This is a genomic window from Nitrosomonas sp. (assembly GCA_016703745.1).
Classification (GTDB): Bacteria; Pseudomonadota; Gammaproteobacteria; order Burkholderiales; family Nitrosomonadaceae; genus Nitrosomonas.
In genome coordinates this window covers 1,029,032-1,053,207 of the sequence record JADJBK010000006.1, presented here as the reverse complement: position 1 = coordinate 1,053,207, position 24,176 = coordinate 1,029,032, and the positions used below count along the sequence as shown (strand labels likewise).

19 protein-coding genes, 1 tRNA gene and 3 pseudogenes are annotated in these 24,176 nt (G+C 51.5%); 10 read left to right on the top strand and 13 right to left on the bottom strand.

Annotated elements, in window-relative coordinates:
• Nucleotides 1–120: 120 nt before the first annotated feature.
• The 3 genes from IPG31_05965 to IPG31_05955 all read right to left on the bottom strand — a co-directional run bounded on the left by IPG31_05965 (nt 121) and on the right by IPG31_05955 (nt 1,644).
• Complete coding sequence (locus IPG31_05965) at nt 121–288, bottom strand: hypothetical protein (protein ID MBK6617922.1); 168 nt, start codon at nt 286–288, stop codon at nt 121–123.
• Nucleotides 272–610, bottom strand: a complete 339-nt coding sequence (locus IPG31_05960) for a hypothetical protein (GenBank protein ID MBK6617921.1) — start codon at nt 608–610, stop codon at nt 272–274. Before IPG31_05960 ends, IPG31_05965 begins: the two co-directional genes overlap by 17 nt.
• Before the next feature lie 188 nt (nt 611–798).
• Nucleotides 799–1,644 carry an IS3 family transposase gene (locus IPG31_05955; GenBank protein ID MBK6617920.1) on the bottom strand — a complete coding sequence of 282 codons (846 nt, stop codon included), beginning with the start codon at nt 1,642–1,644 and terminating at the stop codon, nt 799–801.
• Between the two features lie 92 nt (nt 1,645–1,736).
• Between IPG31_05955 and IPG31_05950 the strand changes: the two genes are divergently transcribed.
• The 3 genes from IPG31_05950 to IPG31_05940 all read left to right on the top strand — a co-directional run bounded on the left by IPG31_05950 (nt 1,737) and on the right by IPG31_05940 (nt 4,036).
• Complete coding sequence (locus tag IPG31_05950; protein MBK6617919.1) at nt 1,737–2,033, top strand: IS66 family insertion sequence element accessory protein TnpB; 297 nt, start codon at nt 1,737–1,739, stop codon at nt 2,031–2,033.
• A complete protein-coding gene (gene tnpB, locus IPG31_05945) occupies nt 2,021–2,371 on the top strand; it encodes an IS66 family insertion sequence element accessory protein TnpB (protein MBK6617918.1) in 351 nt (116 codons plus the stop codon). Before IPG31_05950 ends, tnpB begins: the two co-directional genes overlap by 13 nt.
• A gap of 63 nt (nt 2,372–2,434) precedes the next feature.
• Nucleotides 2,435–4,036 carry an IS66 family transposase gene (locus IPG31_05940; GenBank protein ID MBK6617917.1) on the top strand — a complete coding sequence of 534 codons (1,602 nt, stop codon included), beginning with the start codon at nt 2,435–2,437 and terminating at the stop codon, nt 4,034–4,036.
• Nucleotides 4,037–4,086: 50 nt separating this feature from the next.
• On the opposite strand, the pseudogene IPG31_05935 reads toward IPG31_05940, so the two are convergent.
• Nucleotides 4,087–4,401: pseudogene (locus IPG31_05935) on the bottom strand (transposase).
• Nucleotides 4,402–4,771: 370 nt separating this feature from the next.
• Between IPG31_05935 and IPG31_05930 the strand changes: the two are divergent.
• Both IPG31_05930 and IPG31_05925 read left to right on the top strand, forming a co-directional pair.
• A pseudogene (locus tag IPG31_05930) lies at nt 4,772–6,251 on the top strand (IS21 family transposase).
• A pseudogene (locus IPG31_05925) lies at nt 6,230–6,965 on the top strand (ATP-binding protein). The pseudogenes IPG31_05930 and IPG31_05925 overlap by 22 nt, the downstream one beginning before the upstream one ends.
• Before the next feature lie 107 nt (nt 6,966–7,072).
• Here the strand turns inward: IPG31_05925 and IPG31_05920 are convergent.
• The 6 genes from IPG31_05920 to IPG31_05895 all read right to left on the bottom strand — a co-directional run bounded on the left by IPG31_05920 (nt 7,073) and on the right by IPG31_05895 (nt 13,545).
• A complete protein-coding gene (locus tag IPG31_05920; GenBank protein ID MBK6617916.1) occupies nt 7,073–8,569 on the bottom strand; it encodes an IS21 family transposase in 1,497 nt (498 codons plus the stop codon).
• Nucleotides 8,570–8,688: 119 nt separating this feature from the next.
• A complete protein-coding gene (locus IPG31_05915; GenBank protein ID MBK6617915.1) occupies nt 8,689–9,888 on the bottom strand; it encodes an ABC transporter permease in 1,200 nt (399 codons plus the stop codon).
• A complete protein-coding gene (locus IPG31_05910) occupies nt 9,885–11,087 on the bottom strand; it encodes an ABC transporter permease (GenBank protein ID MBK6617914.1) in 1,203 nt (400 codons plus the stop codon). The genes IPG31_05915 and IPG31_05910 overlap by 4 nt, the downstream gene beginning before the upstream one ends.
• A 41-nt stretch (nt 11,088–11,128) precedes the next feature.
• Nucleotides 11,129–11,815: an ABC transporter ATP-binding protein gene (locus IPG31_05905; protein MBK6617913.1), complete on the bottom strand. Its 687-nt coding sequence runs from the start codon at nt 11,813–11,815 to the stop codon at nt 11,129–11,131.
• Nucleotides 11,812–12,969, bottom strand: a complete 1,158-nt coding sequence (locus IPG31_05900) for an efflux RND transporter periplasmic adaptor subunit (GenBank protein ID MBK6617912.1) — start codon at nt 12,967–12,969, stop codon at nt 11,812–11,814. The genes IPG31_05905 and IPG31_05900 overlap by 4 nt, the downstream gene beginning before the upstream one ends.
• A gap of 24 nt (nt 12,970–12,993) precedes the next feature.
• The gene (locus IPG31_05895; GenBank protein MBK6617911.1) at nt 12,994–13,545 is read right to left on the bottom strand and encodes a DUF2062 domain-containing protein; all 552 of its coding nucleotides are present in this window, start codon (nt 13,543–13,545) and stop codon (nt 12,994–12,996) included.
• 139 nt (nt 13,546–13,684) lie between these two features.
• On the opposite strand from IPG31_05895, the gene IPG31_05890 reads away from it, so the two are divergent.
• The 4 genes from IPG31_05890 to hrpA all read left to right on the top strand — a co-directional run bounded on the left by IPG31_05890 (nt 13,685) and on the right by hrpA (nt 20,920).
• Nucleotides 13,685–15,385: a DNA mismatch repair protein MutS gene (locus tag IPG31_05890; GenBank protein ID MBK6617910.1), complete on the top strand. Its 1,701-nt coding sequence runs from the start codon at nt 13,685–13,687 to the stop codon at nt 15,383–15,385.
• Nucleotides 15,386–15,531: 146 nt separating this feature from the next.
• Nucleotides 15,532–16,641: a 3-deoxy-7-phosphoheptulonate synthase gene (locus tag IPG31_05885; GenBank protein ID MBK6617909.1), complete on the top strand. Its 1,110-nt coding sequence runs from the start codon at nt 15,532–15,534 to the stop codon at nt 16,639–16,641.
• 33 nt (nt 16,642–16,674) lie between these two features.
• On the top strand, nt 16,675–17,157 hold the full coding sequence (locus tag IPG31_05880) for a hotdog fold thioesterase (GenBank protein MBK6617908.1): 483 nt from the start codon (nt 16,675–16,677) through the stop codon (nt 17,155–17,157).
• A gap of 31 nt (nt 17,158–17,188) precedes the next feature.
• On the top strand, nt 17,189–20,920 hold the full coding sequence (gene hrpA, locus IPG31_05875) for an ATP-dependent RNA helicase HrpA (protein MBK6617907.1): 3,732 nt from the start codon (nt 17,189–17,191) through the stop codon (nt 20,918–20,920).
• Between the two features lie 14 nt (nt 20,921–20,934).
• On the opposite strand, the gene IPG31_05870 is transcribed toward hrpA, so the two are convergent.
• On the bottom strand, nt 20,935–21,888 hold the full coding sequence (locus IPG31_05870; protein ID MBK6617906.1) for a polysaccharide deacetylase family protein: 954 nt from the start codon (nt 21,886–21,888) through the stop codon (nt 20,935–20,937).
• A 30-nt stretch (nt 21,889–21,918) separates the two neighbouring features.
• Nucleotides 21,919–22,677 carry a class I SAM-dependent methyltransferase gene (locus tag IPG31_05865; protein MBK6617905.1) on the bottom strand — a complete coding sequence of 253 codons (759 nt, stop codon included), beginning with the start codon at nt 22,675–22,677 and terminating at the stop codon, nt 21,919–21,921.
• A gap of 531 nt (nt 22,678–23,208) precedes the next feature.
• Here IPG31_05865 and IPG31_05860 point away from each other — a divergent pair.
• Nucleotides 23,209–23,282 (top strand) — tRNA-Thr (locus IPG31_05860).
• Between the two features lie 35 nt (nt 23,283–23,317).
• On the opposite strand, the gene fghA is transcribed toward IPG31_05860, so the two are convergent.
• Entirely contained in the window at nt 23,318–24,163 is an 846-nt protein-coding gene (fghA, locus tag IPG31_05855; GenBank protein MBK6617904.1) for an S-formylglutathione hydrolase, read from the bottom strand.
• Nucleotides 24,164–24,176: the final 13 nt, after the last annotated feature.

Below are 24,176 nucleotides of genomic sequence, written 5' to 3'. Positions count from 1 at the left end.
TTCAAACCATTAACAGGGGGGCAAAAACCAAACTCAGTCTGGTCGACTTATCCACAGATGCGTAGTACCCTACGCACTGATTTCCCCTGGTCAAATTTCAACCGGCACAGGTGGTCAATTTTATACCGGTATCAACAGCTTGATATCATCGCGCCCACGCCGGTGAGCGCGCAACCAATTCCCAAACGTCTTCGCATTCAACCCGAGCGCCCGGCAATAGGCTGCCTGCGACAAACCGCTCGTTTGCCAGTTGCTGATATGCTTTTGCTTATCATCCTGTAATGCCATGGCTTATCCTCCTGTAAGGTAATGCAGAGGAGAATAATCCAGAAAATTGTGATTGCGTAGATGGGAGCGTTGGACGGTTACGGATAATCTCGGTGGGGATGCCCATGAAGCCCGACGCTCGAGCTTGCTTGATCTTCTCAAGCATCATGCTGTCGCGTAGTCGTGAGAAAGCATCATGAGGATCTTGTGCTGCCATGTGCCTGAAGCAATCAAAGTTGATTCGAAGTTCAAACAGAATGCGTATTAGAGCTTGCGCAGGCTCCGCAAGATTGTGGGCGTAGAGGACGTTCACCGCTGAAAGCGTTTCTGTGGCCTTGGTCATAAACGCGCCACAGACATGCCGAGTGGCATCATTTCCTTCCTGCGTCAGTAGCGCGTCGAGGACTGACCGACAAACCTTGCGCGCATCTCGGTTAAGTTGAACCCATGCGTTCACAACGCGGGACATGTGTCAGTGGCCTAACGTAAAGTTGAATCGCCCCGGTTTTTCCGGAGACTATTTACCTTGAGTCAAACCGCAACGGCTGACTCTCTTGGTTGGTGATAATAGGCCATTTCAAATTCTGCCGGCGGAATATTTCCAATCGGTTCCAACAATCGGCGATTATTGAACCAATCTACCCATTCCAAGGTTGCAAACTCAACATCGTCGATATTGCGCCAGGGGCCGCGGTGCCGTATGACTTCGGCGAGTGCATTGTCATAAGAATCACCAACACTGCCAACAGAAGCATCAATATTGGCTTGTATCAAGCGTTCCGTATAGCGGATCGACAAGTATTGGCTACCGTGGTCGCTATGATGGACTAATCCCTTAATTTCGTGCCGTGCACACAATGCCTGTTCCAATGCGTCAAGCACCAGATCGGTATGTAATGACCGGCTGACTCGCCAACCAACAATATACCGGGCAAAAACATCGGTAATAAAAGCTACATAAACAAATCCCATCCACGTTGCAACAAAGGTAATATCCGCTACCCACAATTGATTGGGCCGGGTCGCCACAAATTGTCGGTTAACCTTATCTGTTGGGCAGGCAAGTAAGTTATCTGCAATCGTTGTCCGGCACTTTTTACCACGCCTGGTGCCTTGTATCCCAAGTGTCTTCATCAATCGCTCGACGGTGCAACGCGCAGCGCTAATGCCTTCTCGCAACAATTGCCGCCATACTTTACGAACACCGTAAACCCGGAAGTTACTTTCCCAAACCTGCTGTATTTCGAGTGCCAGCTTCGTGTCCCGCTTGACGCGACCGGGCAATCGATCCGGATCTCTCTCCCGCCTTTTGTGCTCATAATAAGTCGACGGGGCAATCTGTATTTGCTTACAGATCGGCTCGACCCCATATTCCACCTTGTTTCTATGTAACCGTCCAACGCTCCCATCTACGCAATCACAATTTTCTGGATTATTCTCCTCTGCATTACCTTACAGGAGGATAAGCCATGGCATTACAGGATGATAAGCAAAAGCATATCAGCAACTGGCAAACGAGCGGTTTGTCGCAGGCGGCCTATTGCCGGGCGCGGGGGTTGAATGCGAAGACGTTTGGGAACTGGTTGCGCGCTCACCGGCGTGGGCGCGATGATATCAAGCTGCCAGCCTTGATTCCGGTTACGATCAAGCCGACAGCAGCGTCAGTGGAAGTATTGCAGCTTCGCTGTCACGGTACGCATGTGTTGGAATTACCACTGAGCGTTTCCCCGCGATGGCTGGGAGAATTGCTGTCATGTCTGGGTTGATTGCGCACGCGGGTAAGATCTGGCTGGCGGTCGATCCGGTGGATATGCGTCGCGGCATGGATGGCTTATCGATGATTGTGCAGCAGGTATTGGGTCACCCGCCCTGCGCGGGTTCGGCGTTCATATTCTGCAATCGCGCGGGCAATCGCATCAAGGTCTTGCTGTGGGATGGCACGGGGGTGTGGTTATGTCAGCGCCGCCTGCATCAGGGGCGGTTTGTCTGGCCGAGGCAGGATGCGGCGTGTGTCGAGTTAGCGCTATCGCAGTGGGAATGGTTGATTGCCGGCGTAGACTGGCGGCGTTTATCGGCGCTGCCACAATGGCATTTTCAGGTGTAGAAAATATGTAATAGTTGTTTATTAACAGTCGGTTGATTAAGAATTCATGGTATAATTCATCCCATGAATTCACTGGCACAACTGGATCAACTCAACCTCGATACGGCCACCAAACAACAGGTGGTCAACCTGGTTCAGGCATTTCAGCTTGATCTGACCCAGCAAACACAGCAGACAGTTTATGCGCTGGAACTCAAGATTCAGGCGCTCACCCTGGAATTGGCGCATCTGCGCCGTATCCGATTTGGCAGGAAAAATGAAGCGTTGTCTGCCTTGTCACCCAGGCAGCTTTCTTTGTTTGAAGAATCGGCGCTGACCGATATCACGGCCATTGAGGCTGAAATCGAGCAGGTCAACAGCACACCAACCCCCAATGCCACCAAAGTGCCGCGTACCCGCGCCGGTCGTCAGCCGCTGCCAGATCACCTGCCGCGCATCGAACACCGGCATGAACCCGCATCCTGCCAACGTGACCGATGCGGCTGCGATCTGACTAACATCAGAGAAGACATCACCGAGCAGCTCGACGTGGAACCCGCCAGATTCTTCGTTCATCGCCACATTCGCCCACAGTACGCCTGCAAATCCTGTGAAACCATCACGGCAGAACCCGTGCCACCGGCAGTCATCGATGGCGGCATGGCCGCCCCGGGCCTGCTTGCCTGGGTGATGACAAACAAATACCTGAATCACCTGCCACTTTATCGCCTGGAGCAGATTGCTGCCCGTGACCAGGTCACGCTGCCCCGTTCCACCCTGGCCGAATGGGTAGGCCGTACCGGCGTAGCCCTGCAACCATTGGTCGATCGCCTAACCTGGCATCTACTGCAGGGCAACACGCTGCATGCCGATGAAACACCAGTTGCACAATTGGAACCCGGTCGCGGCAAAACCCGTAAAGCCTACCTGTGGGCCTACCGCAGCAATGATCTTGAGCCCGGGCCGCGTATCATCGTCTTCGACTATCAAGCTGGCCGTAGCGGTCAGCATGCACGGCACTTTCTGCAAAATTGGCAAGGACACCTGATGGTCGATGACTATGCTGGGTATAAAGCACTTTTTTCCGCAGCCACATCGCCTTGTGTCGAATTGGCGTGCTGGGCGCATGCGCGACGCAAATTCTTCGACCTGCACCAGGCCAATGCCAGCACGATGGCATTGGCAGCGATACAGCGCATCAGCGTCTTATACGCAATCGAAGCAGAAGGCAAAGACCTGAGCATCGAAGATCGCCTGCAACTGCGGGCAGACAGAAGCCTGCCCGCACTGCATGCATTGCATGACTGGCTGATGCAAACCCGTAGTCAGACCGCAAATGGCGGCGGCTCCGCCAAAGCACTCGACTATACCCTCAGACGCTGGCCAGGTCTCATCCGCTACGCACAAACCGGCTCTCTTCCGATCGACAACAACCCAGTGGAGAACACCATCCGCCCGATCGCAATCGGTAAAAAGAATTGGCTATTCACCGGATCGGAACGTGCCGGTCAACGCGCCGCTGCCATTCAAACCTTGTTCGGTACCGCGCAACTCAACAAACTCGATCCCGCCGCATGGCTTGCAGACACCCTCGCCAAACTACCCACCTGGCCCAATAACCGCATCGATGAATTGCTGCCGCTTACACCAGCGTTCATTCAATCACTTAAACAACAGGAAAGATAGATGGGAGCGCTGGACGGTTACGTTTCTATCAACAAATAACATCATCATTTCGGTCGGTGGTCGAGCTCCGCCTGGGCAAAATAAGCGGATGCCTTCCGTAATATCTCGTTGGCCCGCTTTAATTCACGATTCTCCCGTTCCAATTCCTTGAGCCGCTCACGATCCGATGTCGACAACCCGCCTCGAATTCCTCGATCCGTCTCCGCTCTTCTTACCCATGCCCGCAATGTTTCCGCTGTGCAGCCAATCTTCGATGCGATCGATTTGATCGATGACCATTGCGATTCATGCTCTTTTTGCTGCTCGAATACCAACCTTACTGCTCGCTCCCGGACTTCCGGTGAATAACTAATTTGATTTTTCATATCCTCCTCCTCTCAAATCATTTTATCTCCGGAAAACCCGGGGCGATTCAAGTTGAGAGGCGCGCCGCTTTTTGCGCGTCCCTCTCGAACGGCATGTTAGAAGTGCATGGCACTACTCACCGGGTGCCGCCTCCTCTGACTGAGGCAAATGGTCGGTGATTTCAAACCAAGGCGCTTTTGAACCAATCATAACGTGGCGCATGGGCTTGCAACCCGGGTCACCGTCTACTATTAGACGACAATTAACCTGTCCGGTCTGACGACAATTATCTTGACCGGTTGAGTGAAAGTATCAGTATGAGTTCTTTTCTATATAAGGAGAAAGAACTTGCCTGGAAAACATATCACTCATCAACAGGAAGCTATTTATATGAAGAATCGTCAGATAGGGCATGGTCAGGAGACAGCGGCTGCGAAAGCGGGGGGTAAGTATCCGCAGTGGCCGCAGGATTGAGAAGGGTGTGCGGGTGGAGAAGTCGCAACGGCAGTGGCGCACGCGCCAGGATCCTTTTGAGCTGGTTTGGGAGACCGAATTGGTTCCATTGCTGTACGGGGAACCTGAACTGACCGGGACTACGCTTTGGGAGTACCTGGATGACCGATATCCCGGCCAATACCCGGAGAAATTGCTCAGAAGCTTGCAGCGCCGTGTAAAACACTGGCGGGCAACGCAAGGTCCCGGTAAGGCGGTCATGTTTTGCCAGTCGGTGCCTACCGGGCACCAGGGGTTGTCCGATTTTACCTGGCCGCGCACGGCAATTACGATTGCAGGCAAACCATTTGATCACCTGCTGTATCAGTTTCGTCTGGCTTATAGTCATTGGCGCGCGGTTCATATCATCCGGGGCGGGGAAAGTTATAGTGCGTTGGCCGATGGTTTGCAGACCGCCTTGCATAAATTGGGCGGCGTGCCCAGGGAACATCGCACCGACAGCCTGAGTGCCGCATACGTCAATGCGAGCCAAAAACAAGAACTCACGCAATCTTATGCGGCGCTGTGTCAACACTATGGCATGAAGCCTACGGTCAATAACCTGGGCGTCAGCCATGAAAATGGCGCCGTAGAAAATGCCCATGGTTCGCTCAAACACCGGATTGAGCAGGCGATCAAACTGCGGGGATCTGCGGATTTCGAAAGTGTGGGCGCCTACCGCCTTTTTCTTGAACGGATCGTCGATAAGCTCAATCTGCGCTGCAGGGGGCGATTGGCGGAAGAGCAATCGCATCTCCAGCCACTGCCACGCTACCGCTTCATGGACTTCAGTGAACTGACCGTCAAAGTGACCACCAGTAGCACCATAGCGGTCAAACGGGGACTCTACAGTGTGCCATCCAGACTCATTGGCGAGAACATCCGGGTTCATCTCTATCACGATCGTCTGGAATGCTTTGTCGGCCAAACACCGGTCATTACCTTACCGCGCGCGTATCCGAAAGCGCCAGAAGGACGCGCCCGGCGCATCGATTACCGTCATGTGATTCATGCATTGGCGGCAAAGCCACAAGCCTTTCGCTTTTCCCGGCTGCGGGATGATCTGTTGCCAACGCCACAGTATCACCAGCTGTGGGCGCGGGTACAACAACAATTTGATCCCGGACTCGCTTGCAAATGGATGGTATCGGTGCTGCGTTTTGCCTACGACTATGATTGCGAGAGCCAGTTGGCCGCTGAATTGTTGCAACAACATCCGCTACCTGAACTGCAAACACTGCAAAAGCGATTTCTGCGGCAGCATGCGCCACAGCCGGACATCCCAATTAAACAACACACTGCGGATACCTACGATCAACTCCTCAGCGGAAACTGGGCAACGCAAGGAGGCAGCTCATGTCTGAATCGCTCCCACTGATGCTCAAGGAACTCAGACTCCCTGCCTTTGGCCAGCATTACCGGCACTTCCAGGATCAAGCCGCAGAACACGCCTGGAGCTACAGCCAATATCTCGCCGCCCTGTGCGAACAGGAAGTCGCCCAGCGCTTCCAAAGCAGAATCAGCAACTGGACGCATGAAGCCAGACTACCGCGCGGCAAAAGCTTTGCCACTCTGGCTCTGACCGAACTGCCTCAAGCCGCTCAGAAAAAATCATCACGCTGCGCGACAATACCTACTGGGCAAGCCAGGCAGACAATGTGTTGCTGATCGGTCCCTCCGGTGTCGGCAAATCACATGTGGCGGCAGCATTGGGGTTGCATTTGATTGAACAAGGCATCCGCGTCAAGTGGATATCAGCTACCGCACTCGTTCAACTTCTGCAGCAAGCCAGGAAAGAACTGGACTTGATGTCCGCCATGACGCGGCTGGATAAATACCGTGTACTGATCGTTGATGATATCGGCTATGTCAAAAAGACCGATTCGAAACACAAGTATTGTTTGACTTCATTGCCCATCGCTATGAAAGCGGAAGTCTCATCATTACTTCAAACCAGCCTTTTAGCCAGTGGGATCAAATCTTCCCCGACACCATGATGACTGTTGCCGCCATCGACCGGATCATCCATCACGCAACCATCATCGAAATCGACAGTGAAAGTTATAGGAGGAAAAACCAGAAAAAATCATGAAGTAGCTAATAAACTCAACCGGCCATCATAATTGTCGTCAAAGCGGCCAAGATAATTGACGCGAGACACCGTATAACTTAAGTGCCTTGAATTGTTGTGCGAGAATGTCAGACATGCGGCACCTCCAGCTTATTCAGGCGGTCATAGCGTGCAGTATCGGCCTGCGGTTCTTCTTTGAGTTTAAGCGTCGTTTCCACTTGCGCCGGTGAATCAGTTTGTTTCAAGCGTGCGAGCACATTGGTGACATGCTCGGCATTAAGAACACCTGATTCCAACACCAATTCAACAGCAACCAGTACAGCTTCCAGTCCATGTGTCGGCACTAAACTTAATACCTTGGCCATGATTCGGTCAGCTTGTTGGCGCTCTCTGCGCCGCAATGCTGTTTGTAGTTGTATCAAGGGTGCCGGTAGTTCGGCAAATGGTGCGCCGTTGCGCAGGGCCCCCGGTTTCTTCTCGATGACCGGAATATAATGCTGCCAGCTATAGCTGACTTGGTCACAATCCAGCAAGCGGGAATGATTAGCGACCACAGCATTGTCACAAACGATCTCTATGCGGTTCGCGTATAAGTGAACCGCCGCCATCTGATTGGCCAGAAGACAAGGAACAGAATAACGGTTACGTTGCAGTGTGACCAGACAAGTGCTGGAAACACGCGCTAGTACCTCAACATAACCATCGAAGGGCGCCGACATTGGCATCAAATAAAGCTGTTCTTGTTCCAACGCATCGGCAAGCGTAATGCCGGTATAGTCTGGATGCTGTATTTCTAACCACAAGGTGCGGCAACGCGCTTCAAGCCAACCGTTAAGTTCTTCGAATGAACTGAACTGCTGCTGTTTGGCTTCATGCCAGATATGGCGGCGCATATCCTGAACATTCTTCTCGACAACGCCTTTCTCCCAGCCGGAAGCCACATTGCAGAAATCTGGATCAAACAGGTAATGTGCGGTCATGGCAAAGAAACGCGTGTTCACCACGCGCCCATTGCCTTTGGAGACCTTATCCACGGCGGTCTTCATGTTATCGTAAATGCCGCGTTTCGGGATGCCGTCAAAAGCTGTGAACGCACGGGTATGCGCATCAAACAACATTTCGTGGCTTTGTGATGGGTAACCTGACAGCATGAATGCACGGCTGGCGCATAGTTTGGTGTGTGCAGCTAACACTTTACGATGAATACCGCCAATCACTAGCCACTCTTCACTCCAGTCAAACTGAAATGCTTCACCAAATGCAAACTTGAGCGGCACATACGCAGTGCCTTTATTGCCCTGATTGCGCCAGTTCTGAATAAAGTCGCAAACAATCGTATAGCCACCAGTATAGCCCTCGTTCGATATCGCTTTGAACAACATTAATGCCGTGCGCCGATCCTTCTTTGGACGGCGCACATCTGCTTCCAGCGCCATTAATAACCGGGGTTCAAACGGCGTCAGTTTGCCAGGCCTCTTTGCCCTTCGGTATTGGACGGCACTACCATCTGGCGCTCGCAACCACTTCTTTATCGTGTTTCGGGACAGACTTGTACGTCGTTGAATTTCATTTATCGACAAATGTTCACGGTAAAACATCCGACGGATCTTTGCATACATAACCATGGTAATCACCTCTAGTTTCTCCTGCCTAAAACTTAAGCAGAATACGTGAATTACCTGGTCAATTTTCAACCGGTATTAGTGCCCTTTTCTGGTCAATTTTCGACCGGTGTCAACAATATTCATTCTTTTCTCAATGCATCCACTGGATCCAGCCTGGCTGCACGTATCGCAGGGATAATCCCGGCGGTGAGGCCGATAAATCCAGATAGAGTTAATGCGATTAGTACATATTGCCAGTGAATGGTGACTGGCAGGCCACTTACCAGCCACTTTATCAGGGAGGCCAGCAGCGTACCAAAGCTTAAGCCAATTGCGCCGCCAACGGTGGCGAGTAGGGTGGATTCCAGCAGGAATATCAGTCGAATGCGCATAGGGGGGGCGCCGAGGGCATTGAGCAGACCGATTTCGGCAACTCGTTCTGTCACCGCAATATGCATTAGTGTAATCATGCCGACTGCGCCAACCAGCAGGGAGATTCCACCCAAAGCTGCCACGGCAAAGGTCAGAACATTCAGTACAGTGGAGAGGGTGCTTAACATCTGCTGTTGTGGCGTCAATGTAAAATCTTCCCGCCCGTGACGTTTAATCAGGATTTGCCTGATGTCGGAGATAACGTTGTCCAGTTTAACGTCCGGCAGGTAAACTACCTGGATTTCCATCACACCGTCGCGGTTGAATACCTCCAGTGCGCGAGCAGTAGGGATATAAACCGTATCATCGAGATCAAAACCCAGCACTTGGCCCTTTGGCGCCATCACACCGATCACGCGGAAACGTGCGCCGCCGACCTGTAACACTGAGCCGAGTGGATTGATCGTGCCATAAAGTTCCTCGTGAACTTTTGCCCCCAGCACGGCGAAAGCGCGCGGCGTGCGCGGGTCATCCTCTGGCAGGAATTCCCCGATGGCAATCTGCATGTTGAATGCCTTGTCGAAATCTGGCCCTTGTCCATAAACCGTCACTCGTCGACTGTGGCCGTTGGCTCGTACTTCTGCATTACCCGTTACGGTGGCGTTGGTGTAGACCGCATATTGTGATGTCTTTAGCGCCAGGGAGTCCTCAATCGTTAGTGGGCGCGCACTGCTGATTGCCCCTGCCGGTGTACCCCTGGTGCCGGTTTTTCCGGGATTGATATTCAGGATATGGGTACCAAACTGGGTGAATTCGGCCAGGACAAACTGTTGAATACCTTCTCCAATCGCGGTCAATAAAATGACTGCGGCTATTCCGATGGCTATGCCAGAGGTGGATAGCAGGGTACGCAGTGGATTGCTGCTCAGGGCATACCAGGCATAGCGAAAGGTATCGAGCAGGCTCATCGTTTATTGAGCGCCTGGACTGGATCCAGTCTGGCTGCCCGCGCTGCGGGCAGCAGCCCGGCGAACGTGCCGACCAGAATGGCAACGGCAATCCCGGCAAAATTTGCCCAGATCGGTGGCCATGCAGGTAATTGCGGGTACGCAATGCGCAGCAACAGGCTGCCGACCTGTCCCAGCATAAAACCCATAATCGCCCCCGCAGCCGATAACAGGATAGCTTCGGTCAGAAAAATCAGCCTGATGATCAAAGCAGGCGTACCGATTGCCTTGAGCAGGCCAATTTCCCCCGTGCGCTGACTGACGGCTATCAGCATGACGTTCATCACCAGTATTCCTGCCACCAGCAGGCTGATGATGGCAATACCGGCCACGCCCAGTGTCAGTACATGCAAAATCCGGTCAAACGTGGCCAGTACAGCATCCTGAGTGATGACGGTCACGTCGTCTTCACCATTGTGGCGGTGAATGATGGTTTCGCGGATGGCCGTTTTGGTTATTTCGATTTCACTGCGATGCCTGGCCTCAACCAATAACCTGAAAAGTGAACGGATATTGAATAAGGCTTGTGCATGCTGTATCGGAATAATGACGATTTCATCACTGTTGAATCCCATGGATTCTCCTTGTGGCGCGAGAATGCCTGCCACCAGAAAGCGGCGATCACCCAGTCGTACACGTTGCCCCAAGGCATGACCATCCGGAAAAAAATCCCGTGCCAGCTGGTCACCCAATATAATTTGTGCGCTATTTTCAAAAACGCTCTCGATGATATTGCCCTGCGCCAGCCGCATATGCCGGATCGGCAGTATTTCAGCGGTGCTACCCAGTACGGTGACTTCGCGTAATGCACCAGCAGCAGAAAGCTCCGCGACACCAACATTAAGCGGCGCATACCGTCTTACTTGTGGTAATCGCCCAACCCAGCGGGCATCATCCAGCGTGAGGTCGCGCGGTGTCTGGCCAAGCGCCGTACCAGGGAAACCACCCGCAGTTTCAGCGCGTCCCGGCAATACAATGATCAGATTGGTTCCAATCGATGAAAATTGATTAATGATATAGCGGCGCGCGCCCTCTCCCAGTGCGGTTAATACGATCACGGCAGCAACACCTAACGCCATGGCCAGTACGATCAGGAGGGAGCGAGCTGAGTGGCTGATGAGGGTTTTTGCAGCGAATAGCAGGGTGTCTTGCGTTCTCATTGCTTAGAAGTCGTTCATAAATAACGGCAGCACTTATTTCTTCACGGCTCCTTGCCCTGTTGCGTGTCACTTTCGATCTGGCCGTCACGCATGCAGATTTTGCGCCGTGCGCGCAGGCCGAGTTCACGATCATGAGTGACAATGAGGAGCGTGGTACCGCCTTGATTTAACGCCTCCAGCAAGGCCATCACTTCCGCGCCAATTCTATGGTCGAGATTGCCGGTGGGCTCATCTGCGAGAATAGCGGTCGGACGCATAATGGTTGCCCGGGCAATCGCCACGCGCTGACGTTGTCCGCCTGATAGCTCGGCTGGACGATGTTGCGCACGGTCACTGAGATTAAACGCCTGCAGCGTCTCCAGGACGCGGGATTTGCGCTCACTGGGCGGCATGCCGTTCAGCATCAGGGGCAACTCAATATTTTCAGCGGCAGTCAGGCGTGGTACCAGATGAAATGACTGAAAGACAAAGCCGATTTTTTCCCGGCGTACTTTCGCCTGCTCGGATTCACTCAAATCCGTTACATTTTTACCATCCAGCAGATATTGTCCGCTATCTGGGCGGTCCAGCAGGCCAATAACGTTTAACAGTGTGGATTTTCCCGAGCCGGATGGCCCCATGATGGAAACATATTCCCCCGGCAGAATAGTCAGGTCGATCTGATTGAGTGCGCGGACCGCCTGTTCTCCCATATAAAAAATTCGGCTGATATCTACTAATTGAATCATGGCTGGAGAGGTCTGGCGATGACCCGAGTGCCGACGGTAACAGTCTCGTTATCCGCTCCAAGTAAGACCTGATCGCCTTCGCTGAGTCCTTCCAGAATCTCGGTGTATACCCAATTGGCCAGTCCTGTTATCAGCCTGCGTTCCTCCAGCCGGTTATTTTCTCCTACTACCAGCACCTGGTTGCCTTGACGAATGACTCGGGTAGGAATGCGTAACACCGCTTCATGGCGTTGCGTGATGACTTCGACATCAGCACTATAACCAACCAGCAGCATAATGTCAGAATCCAGGTTGTCGAATTCGGCTTCGATTTCTACGGTGCGTGCCTGTTTTTCGATTTCAGTGACATAGGGAGCAATTCGACGCACTTTTCCTGAGAAGGTTTTTTGCGTAACGGCATCGAGCGTGATACGCGCGGGTTGTCCTACTTGTATTTTGGGCGCATCGACCTCATCCATCGGAGCACTGACATACAAACAGGAATCATCAATCAGATCGACAGCCGGAGGGGTGGGGATGCCTTGCGGTGATGGCGTAACGTATTCACCAAGTTCCCCCGTCACTTGGGCGACAATCCCTGCAAATGGGGCAACCAACACCGTGCGCTCCAGATTGGCGGTTATCACCGCCATTTGTGCCTGCGCACGCTTGATATCTGCGGCGGCTGCTGCACAGGCTGCCTGGCGTGATTCGGCTGCTGCTCGGGCATCGTCAGCACGCTGTGAGCTGACAAATCCTTTTGCAACCAGTTGTTGGGTTCGCCTGGATTCCCGCGCGGCATTCTTCGCCAGAATGCAGGCTTCCAGCTGCCTGCTCCTGGCAGTGATATGCTGCTGTTTTGCCAGTTCATATTGCGCATTCAGATCGGTATTCCACAGTTTCAGCAGAACCTGCCCGGGTACAACCCGGTCACCCTCCCTGACTGGTAAATCAACAATTTGTCCACCTGCTGCTGGAGATAATCGTGACCGTCGGCAAGGTTTTACCGTACCAGCACGCGTATTAACCACGGTAGCTTCGACAATACCGCGTTCCACTGCGACCAGTTCCACTTCTTGCTGATCTTCTTGCCACATTGCCCTGCCGGCGTAGGCCAGTGCGATGATAAACAGCAGTATGATTGCCGCGCGTACTGTTTTGTTAATATCAATCATGAAAAATCCGTGTATTTTGCAGTTTCATTTCTGTTGCCGGGCGCGTTTATGCCACGCATGAACAATATAGATACGCCATGCCACCCTGACCAGCATATAACCACACACTGCCAGCAAGGATGCGAGCAGCACCAGGCCAGTAATCAGGGGTTTGCCATAGGTTGTCAGATATTCCGCGAGAATGGGTAGCCATTCGGAAAGGTTTTTATCCAGCAGGGACGGCTCAAGCATTTGCAGATCGTGAAGCTCGCTGCCGGTTACCCATCTTCCCAGCGTGAAGGCCAGCAGATACAGCGGTACGATAGTGAAGGGATTGGAATACAGGGTGATAAAAACAGCAAGTGGCAGGTTAACCTTAAACAACACAGAAAACAGCGTTGCAAAAAAAAATTGTACTGGATTGCTGCCTGGAATCAGGCCGGCAAATAACCCGGCAGCCACGCCACCCGCAACCGAGCGGCGGTGCAAGTGCCAGAGGTTAGGATGATGCAGCAACGTGCCAAAGAAACTGACAAAACGATTTTGTCGAATACTGTCGTGAGAGGGCAGGTATTTTTTAAGAAATTTGCGCGGCACGGAGAAATAGCTGGCGTTGTGTCCAGGAAAAATACGAGGGAAGATTTCTGCTATTGCGCAGTTACCCAATAAAAACCGGTAAAATCAGTACAAGTTGGCGTACCGGTGTCAACCAAACCAATCCAGGACACCTATTATCATGGCTTTCTGCAAACCAAGGCAATATCCTCCATCCCGCAATGATACACAACCACCCAATGAAATACTTATCTGGCGGGCAAGTTTCATTTTGTCTTCGCACAAGCGCCCTGCGCAAGTGCGCGATACGCAACCTACTCTGAAAGATTATGATGTCGTAGATGCGCGAACCTTTGCGGCTATTGAAGTGGATGCCTTGTTTGCGGAGATCAACCACGCCAGAACACATCTCGGGCAATGCGTGCTTTATCGATCCCTGGCCAGGCCAGTTATCGATGCTGGCCTGCTGCAAATTAAGCAGGAGGCATTGCGGGAAATTGCGGGAAATTCAGATTTACTCCAACAGCTGGAACGTTTCATGACTTCCATGGCAGCACATGAAGCCTCACTTTATCATTTTCTTTATGGTGAATTTGCGGGTGGGCTGACCACGGATAATCCTAAGGAGAGTACGGATAAATTGGAATTTGGCGGTTATGGTTACCATCAATTTATCGATGCAACCCGGTTTGCGGTGGATATGGTGGAAGATGCAAAGGAGCTGCCAATACCGGAGAGCAGGTATTTACGCAAATTAATGCAGGCCATACAGGAATTTGGAGAATCTCGAACTTTTTCCCTGATGCGCGGACCGGTATATGTCTCTGATGGTAAATTTTTAACTCGGGATGAAAAACCAAATTTACAACCCGTTGCGCGTTTTCGTCCTTCCATATTCAAGTGGTTGCCGATTTCGATTACGCTTGTCATCGTGCTGATACTGCTCTATTTCTTTCAGACCATGTTGGTTGAGCTGGGCGCCAGTTATATTGGTTATGGGCTTCTGGTGCTTGCTGTCCCTATTGTGCCTATTATTGCGCAGGCCGTAAGCGCATCCGACCGCGATAGTATTCTTTATCCATTACAAAAAATATTCCGCAAAAGCAGTGAACTGGCAAAATCGATGGAGGCGCTGGGGATGCTCGATGAGTTGCTGGCTATACATAAGCATGCTCAAGCTTCAACAGGCAACATGGTTCTGCCGGATATAAAGGTGGATAGTCATCATCAATTGACTGCCAGCAATGCGCGCAATCCCTTGCTGGCGCACACCCACCCTGACTATGTGCCCAACGATATCCGGCTGGATGCAGTCCATCGCCTGCTGATCGTAACCGGCCCCAATAGTGGCGGAAAAACCGCTTATTGCAAAACCGTGGCACAGATTCAGTTGCTGGGTCAGGCGGGTGCTTATGTGCCTGCTACCGAGGCGAGTCTGGTGCCAGCCGAACATATTTACTATCAGATTCCCGATCCTGGTCAGCTGGATGAGGGGATGGGGCGATTTGCGCATGAACTGAAACAAACCCGTGAGATTTTTTTCAACTCAACACCGTGCAGCCTGGCGATACTGGATGAGCTGGCGGAAGGAACCACTTTTGAGGAAAAAATGACACTATCGGAATATGTGCTGAAAGGGTTTCATCAATTGGGAGCCACTACTATTCTGGTCACCCATAATCACGAGCTGTGTGAGCGTCTGCAGAAAGACAATATGGGGGATTACCTGCAGGTTGAGTTCGGTGAGCATGGGCCGACTCATCGGCTGATACCGGGCGTATCGCGTGTCAGCCATGCTGATCGGATCGCCAGTGCATTGGGATTCAGCAGGGAAGATGTTGAAAAACACCTGGCTTCAATAGAGGGGGATGCCGGGAAGTGATCGGGAATTATTGTCCGTTAGGACTGCCTGAAGTGGAAAGATAACGGTAAAATCAAACCTTACCAAACGATCAACGACAAGCTTCAATTGTAGTCACGCCTGCTGTTTTTAAAAACTGCAGGTAATCAAAAAATCAAGGAATTGCCGTGAAATATCAGACCGAAGATCTGCGCATCATTGGTATGCACGAATTGACGCCGCCAGTCGAATTGCACCGTGAGTATCCATTGAGCGAACAGGCAACAGAAGTTGTTTTTCAGGCACGACAGGCGTGCCACCATATTTTACATGGCAAGGATGATCGGCTGCTGGTCGTCTGCGGCCCCTGCTCGATCCATGATGTGGATGCTGCGCTGGAATATGCCTCACGCCTGAATCATCTGCGCCATGAACTCAAGGATCACCTGGAAATCATCATGCGCGTTTATTTTGAAAAACCGCGCACTACCATCGGCTGGAAAGGGTTGATCAATGATCCTGATCTTGACAATAGTTTTCATATCAACAAGGGATTGCGGCTTGCCCGCAAACTGCTGCTGGATTTGAACAATATTGGTGTGCCGGCTGCCACCGAATTTTTGGACCTGATCAGTCCACAATATATTGCTGATTTGATCAGCTGGGCAGCAATCGGCGCACGCACCACCGAAAGCCAGGGACATCGTGAGCTGGCATCCGGGGTCTCCTGTCCGGTTGGGTTCAAGAACGGTACTTTTGGTAATTTGAATATTGCCATTGACGCTATCCAGGCAGCATCTCATCCGCATAATTTTCTATCCGTAACCAAAGCAGGGCACACCGCAATTTTTGCAACACGGGGAAATGAAGATTGTCATATTATTTTACGCGGGGGACAGGCGCCCAATTATGATGCTGATAGCGTGGCCATGGCGATGGAATCCTTGGCTGATGCGCATCTTCCGCCTTATTTAATGGTGGATTGCAGTCACGCTAATAGTTATAAGGACTATCAGCGTCAGCCAGAAGTAGCCGCTGATATTGCCCGCCAGATCGGGCAGGGTAATCCAGCCATTGTCGGTATGATGATCGAAAGTCATTTGCAGTCAGGCAGACAGGATATCGCCGGTAAAAAACTGGAGGAACTCGTCTATGGGCAGAGTATTACCGATGGTTGCATTGGTTTCGATACTACCGAGAAAATACTGTTTCAGCTGGCCGAAGCCGTGATGCAACGCCGACAATATTCTGGTAGCACTCATAGCGCACCTGCCAGTAATTTTGTTGTACTGCCGTAGCTCTGGCAATTACACACATAGGAATGACCACGCATGACAGAGAATAAAACCATCTGGTTCAAGGATTACACGCTGGAATATCTGGAAGGATTGCGCAACGCCAACATGGGCGTGCACATCGGTATTCACTTTAGTGAAATCGGCCCGGATTTTCTAACGGCGCATATGCCAGTTGATCATCGTACTACGCAGCCATTTGGCATTCTGCACGGTGGTGCCAGCTGTGTCTTGTCGGAAACACTGGGTAGTGTCGCTGCATGGATGACGATTGATCCCGAGATTCATCGAGCGGTCGGTATTGAGATCAATGCCAATCATATTCGTGCTGTCACCCAGGGTAATGTCATCGGAATCTGCAAACCTATGCATGTCGGTAAGCGCACTCAAGTCTGGCAAACCGAGATTAGCGAAGTTGCTACCGGCAAGCGTGTTGCTGTGTCCCGATTGACTGTAGCCATTATCGAACAAGGCTCGCTGAGCACTCAGAAAGAAGCAGTGCACTTAAAAAAACAGTGATAGGGCCGACAGGTTTTCTGGCCACCCGGATTTGAATATTTTGCTGCAGCCCTCTCCCGCATTGCATTATCCCCCGGAATTACCCGTTGCAGCCCGGCGCGAAGAAATCAGCCGCACGATCCGGAATCATCAGGTCGTCATTGTTTGCGGTGAAACCGGTTCTGGAAAAACGACACAGCTTCCCAAGATTTGTCTGGAGCTGGGGTTAGGTCAGAACAAGCTGATTGGCCACACCCAGCCACGCCGTATTGCCGCCAGAACCGTGGCTGCCCGTATTGCTTCCGAGCTGAATAGTCCATTGGGCACACTGGTGGGTTACAAAGTCCGTTTTTCCGATCAGACCAGCCCGCAGACCCGTATCAAACTGATGACCGATGGCATCCTGCTGGCAGAAACGCAGCAGGATCCCACGCTGCGGGCCTACGATACCCTCATCATCGATGAGGCGCATGAGCGCAGCCTTAATATTGATTTTCTGCTGGGCTATCTGCGGCAATTGCTGCCGCAGCGTCCGGATATGAAAGTGATCATTACTTCGGCAACCATTGATGCGCAACGTTTTTCCGAACACTTTCATCAGGCGCCGGTCATCGAAGTTTCCGGCAGGCTTTACCCGGTGGAAATCGTTTATCGCCCGTTCAATATCGTACCTGAGGATGAGCGCGATTTACCGGAGGCAATACGGGATGGAGTCGATGAAGCCTGCAGAATGGGGGAGGGAGATATTCTTGTTTTTCTGCCTGGCGAGCGGGAAATTCGTGACACTGCCGAGTGTCTGCGCAAGCACCATTTTGGTTCATCAGGTATCCGCCACGGCATTGAAATACTGCCGCTTTTCTCCCGGCTTTCCCACGGTGAGCAGGTACGAATTTTTTCAACCGGTGGACAGCGGCGGGTTGTGCTTGCCACCAATGTGGCCGAGACATCGCTGACTGTACCCGGTATTCGTTTTGTGATTGATTCTGGACTCGCGCGCCTCAATCGTTACAGCTACCGCAACAAGGTTGAGCAGCTGCTGGTTGAGAAAATATCGCAGGCTTCCGCCAGCCAGCGTGCCGGTCGCTGTGGACGGGTGATGAATGGCACCTGTTTTCGCCTGTATTCAGCGGAAGAGTTTGCGGCTCGCCCACCGTTTACCGATCCGGAGATTCTGCGTTCTTCACTGGCAGGTGTAATTTTGCGCATGCAATCTCTGAAAATTGGTGATGTGGAGAGCTTTCCGTTTATTCAGCCCCCGGCACCGCGCATGATTGCCGATGGCTATCAGTTATTGGCTGAGCTGGGCGCAATTGATAAGGACAAAAAGCTGACGCCTGTCGGCCAGCAACTGGCCAGATTGCCGCTTGATCCCAAAATCGGACGTATGATCATCGCCGCCCGGCAGGAAAACTGCTTGAGCGAAATGCTCATTATTACTTCGGCGCTGAGTGTGCAGGATCCGCGCGACCGCCCTTTTGATCAGCAGGAAGCGGCCGATCGGGCGCATTTGCCATTTCGGGATGAGCGCTCTGATTTTATGGGGTTACTGAAATTATGGGAATACTTTGATGCGCTGCTCAAGCACAAAAAATCCAATAAAAAACTGATTGCGCAGTGCCAGGCCAGCTTTATTTCCCACAGAAGAATGCGCGAATGGCGTGAAATTCATGGTCAACTTGCTACTTCATTGCGTGAAATGGGGTGGCGACCAAATCAGATGCCAGCTGGTTATGATGAAATACACCGCGCGTTGCTGGCGGGGCTGCTCGGCAATATCGGGTTCAAATCTGAGACAAACACCGATTATTTGGGTGCGCGCAGTATCAGATTCTCAATTTTTCCAGGTTCTGTTCTCCGTAAAAACAAGGCCAAGTGGGTTGTCGCCGCCGAGTTGACTGAAACCACACGGCTGTATGCACGCTGCGTCGCCACGATCGACCCCTCGTGGCTGGAGAGAATTGCGGGGCTATTGTGTAAAAAACATCACTTTGATCCCCACTGGGAGAAAAAGCGCGCGCAGGTCATGGTGTTCGAGCGTGTTTCACTTTATGGTCTTACCATCGTGACACAACGCCGCGTCGCCTATGGCGCAATCGATCCCGAACACGCCCGGGAAATCTTTATCCGTGAAGCATTGGTGGCAGGGGAATTCAATGGGTATGCGCCATTTCTGCAGCACAATCAGGAATTGATCGAGGAAATCAAGCGTCTGGAAAGTAAAGCCCGGCGGCAGGATATATTGGTCGATGAGGCTCAGATCGCTGATTTCTATGCAGAGCGAATTCCGGCCGGAATTTATAGTGGGCAGTTGTTTGATAAATGGTACAAACAGGCCGAAAAAGTTTCGCCTTCATTATTACTGCTTACCCGTGAAATACTGATGCGCGCAGCAATGGATACCGAAACGGAAGTGCAATTTCCCGAGTCGCTGCTAATCGAATCGCATGAATTGCCCCTGCGTTACCGGTTTGACCCAGGGCATCCCCTCGATGGCATCACGGTAAGCATTCCGCTCGCCTTGTTGAATACATTTTCTGGTGATCAATTTGACTGGCTGGTGCCGGGCATGATTCGTGAAAAAATTACCTGGTATCTTAAATTGCTGCCAAAAGCGGTTCGTCGTCACGTGATTCCATTGCCGGATTTTGTGACACAATTTTTGCTGGTAAGTGACAAACGCCATACTAAAATTGCCCTGGCAGCAAGCCTCGTTGATTTTGTTCAAGTCAAAACATCCATCCGGCTTTCACGGGATACCTGGGAAAACAAACCCCTGCCGGCACACCTGCAGATGACTTTCAGTGTGGTTGATGACGCCGGGAATGAATTGGCTGCCGGAAAAGACCTGGGTAGATTGCAGGATCAGTTTGGACAAACCGCGCAGCAAGTCTTCACACAGGCCGCGAGGGCAGGGGAAAATCAGATTGAGCGGGATGGCATCACTAAATGGGATTTTGAATCATTACCCGTCACGGTTAACTTCGAGCGTGATGGGGTATCAGTCACCGCTTATCCGGCATTGCTCGACCAACAGCAGCAGGTTGCCATCCGATTATTCGATACACGGGAAGCAGCCCAGGGCAGCATGCGGGCAGGCGTATTCCGGTTATTGCAGATGACGCTGCAGGAACGGGTTAAGTTGCTGGAGAAACAGTTCACAGCCAGACAGCAAACCTTATTGCTGCAACTCGGCAGTCTGGTAACGAGGGAAACCCTGCGGCAGGACATACTGGATGCCGTATTAACACGCGCATTGCTGGGAGAAGACAGCTTGCCCTACACCCGGGAAGATTTTTTGATGCAGGTGGAGCGGGCAAGATCAAGGCTGGGAAACGTCTTCAATGAATTCCTGGAATTGTTGGATGTCATTGCCGCCACTTATCAAGCCTGCAAAAAAAATCTTTCCACGGCGGATGCCGTTTTTCAGGAGAACCTGCTCGCGCAGCTGCGGCAGCTTATCTATCCAGGGTTCGTAAGTAAAACCCCCTGGCACTACCTGCAACACTATCCCCGTTATCTGAAAGCAATGGGAATTCGCATCGACAAATACCTTAAAAATCCTGTGAGAGACCAGGAGAACGAGGCGATCGTCAACGGATTGTGGCAACAATATAGCCAGTATTTGCAGAAACACCCTAAAACCGGTGCCCTTAATCCCAATCTGGAAAAATTTCGCTGGCAAATTGAAGAACTGCGCGTTTCCCTGTTTGCGCAGGAATTAAAAACACCCGCACCGGTTTCGGTTAAGCGGTTACAAAAATTGTGGGAAATGGTGCAGGTATAAATAAACCGTGAGCGCTATGCGGTTTGAATCTGCTGATAACGATTACGCACCATGCGTAACACGTACGCCCATTCTTTTCGGTCCCAGGGGGTAAAACGCGGTAGTTGAAACAGGTCATCATCGTGACATGCCGCTCCCCACGCGGTGGAGACGGCCGCTTCAAAACCCAGCTGACGGATTATATCCACATGTATCGGCAGGTAATCTCTGCCCGGTTTGCCATTGGGGTACGCAAAGAAACGTACAGGCGCACCCGTAATCGTTTCCAGATGCGCTTTCCCTTGAGCAATTTCCGTGCGGGCAGTGGTTTCATCTGTCGAAGCAAGAATCGGGTGGTTGACGGTGTGGCCTCCGATCTCCATGCCATGATCGTGCAATAATTTAACCTGATCACTTGTCATCATGAGGTCATCCGGCAACTTTGCTGCAATGATCTGTGCCAGCTTGTCTACCTGTGACTGCCGGATGACGGGTTCCAGATACTTGAGTTTGTCAATTACGCTGAAAAGCGCCTCACGACGCTGCTCAAGGGTGGCGACGGTATAGCATTCCAGTCCGATTTCCCGCAAATCAATGGTGTTTCCCTGGGCGCGGCGAAAAGATTCAATCACCGTATCGTTCCACATCCTGCCGCCATTAAGAAAACCGGTGGCGACAAAGAACGTGGCGGCTACACCATGTTTTTCCAGTATAGGCAGTGCGATGTCTGCATTATCCGCGTAGCCATCGTCAAAGGTGATGCAGACGGCGCGCGCGGGCAGGGTGGCTGCGCGTAAATGTTCAACAGCTTCGGAAAGCGAAAGCACGTTGAAGTTGCGGGTTAAGTAGCATAACTGCCGGTTAAAGCTGTTAATGTTACTCCCGTCACCCAGGAAATGATCTGCCTCAGGCAGTACCCGATGGTAAATAACGATGGAAAGTTTTGCGCGCTTGCCAGCTGGCAAACAGAACGAGGCGATAGTTTTCATGAAGTCAGGAGAAAGGGGAGCGGTGGCAAATTATGCCTGACTGCGCCGGGCGCGAAGTATCAGGGCATGGCTAAACAATACCCCGACTACAGGGATATGTTGGAAAATCCATCTGCTTCCTGTTGTCTCAAGTAGATATTGATATCGGCCCCAGCGGGCAGGTAGCATGGGCAGCCAGAACAAGGTGATATCCGTGAGCTGACAGGTTTGCATAATCTGTTTAAGATTGCCGGATGATTCGTAACGTAGATGATGAGGACGCTTGCCAAGCCAGAGAACAAAACGCTCCCAGGCGTGAGGAAGGCATTTGCCATTTAACGCATCAATCCAGATTTCTCCCCCGGGTTTGACGCAAGCGACCAGCTGCGCAATCGCATCGTTGGATTGACTAAGCGCCTGGGTTACGCCAAAGCACAGTGCGCCGTCAAATTTTTCTGATTTAACCGGTAATTTGGTGACATCAGCTGCGCACCAGTGGATCGTATCACCAGCATTTTTCGCACTGGCTTTTTGTAATGCCGGCAAGGAATAATCCATTCCGATCACCTCCATTCCCTGATCAGTCAAATATCTGGCATAAGTGCCTGCACCACAGCCTGCATCAAGCCATAATCTGTTTTTGTCATCTGAATTTTGCTTCCATAAGCGCACGAAACACCGCAGCCTGGTCTCCAGCCCTGTCGGCGACCAGCCGGCTACGCCTGCATCATCGTCTGATTTGGCAGCGAATTTCTCGAATCGTTTACGCCAGGATTCTTCGAATGGTGATCTGGAGGAGGGATTAACCATTTTTTAATATCATTAAATATATGTTTGCCAGGCAGTGATAATACCAGTCGAGAGAATCCTGCAACCAGTAGAGGCTGGAATTTTGCCGATCCGGTTAATTAAGTCGAGTGTGTAATGGTTTGTGCATGAATTTCAAGATACCAGATTGACGGCAAAATGATGGCTAATGCTAAGCCAATTTTATTTTTAGAGATGCCCTTTATTAGGCATTGCCTGCAAAGATAGGCTATGCGTTTGTTGCTGAGCATGGGCCAGACTCATTATTAATCTTCGCATAAAATTTGCTGCGTTATGTTGATAGCACATTGAATAATAGATTAATTGTTAATATTTCAAGCGCTTTTCGGTGAAAAACTACAAAGTTACGCTATAATCCGGGGCTGCAAATTGTGTGCTGCAATAATCTGGTTGACAGCGTAGCTGCTGGGTAATCGGAACAACCGCGCATTGGTGACAGAAGCAGAAGCTAAGCACGGCGAGGCAGTACAACAGCCGCAATTTAAACCGGTTCCGGGTTCTCAGCCTGAATCTGCCCTCATAGTTAAGTGGTATAACAGATCACTCGTAATGATCAGTCCCGTGTTCGATTCACGGCGAGGGCACCACAGTAGTTCAGGGATGGGAGCAGGTGCAGATTGTGTTAGATCCGTGTTTCCAGGTGATGGCGTATATGATCCTCAATAAACGTGTGGATAAAATAGTAGCTGTGGTCATAACCTGGGTGGCGACGCAGTGTCAATGGCTGGTTCATTTTTTGGCAGGCAGTTTCGAAATAATCCGGATGGAGCTGTTCGGTCAGAAACGGATCATTCATACCCTGATCGATCAGGGGAGCAGGCAAGTGGTGACCAGATTCAATCAATTCGGTACTATCGTGTTTCTTCCATAATTCAGTGGATTCTCCCAGATAACGGCTGAAAGCCTTCTGTCCCCACAGGCAGTTGACGGGTGCGGCGACTGGTGCGAAAGCGGAAACCGAGCGAAAGATTTGTGGGTGACGCATGGCCAGCGTGAGTGCACCATGCCCGCCCATCGAATGGCCAGAAATGCCGATCCGCTCGGGGTCAGCTGGAAACTTTTGGACAATGATCTCCAGCAGCTCCTGAGTCAGATAGCTTTCCATACGGAAATATCGTGACCAGGGCGCTTCGATGGCGTCAAGATAAAAACTGGCTCCGGTTCCCACTTCCCAGTCTTCTGCTTCTCCAGCTATACCGGTATGACGCGGGCTGGTGTCCGGGCTGACCAGTAATATTCCCCGTTCGGCAGCATAACGCTGTGCGCCAGCCTTGATCATGAATGTTTCCTCGGTACAGGTGAGTCCGGCGAGAAAAAACAATACTGGTCGCCTGGAATGCTGAGTTTGCGGGGGTTCATATACTGAAAAGCGCATCGGCAAATCGATGATCTGCGAATGATGCTCGTAGAAACCCTGTATTCCGCCGAAACAGAGATGCTGGCTTCTGACTTTTAGTTTGCTGGGCATGTATCTTCTCCGT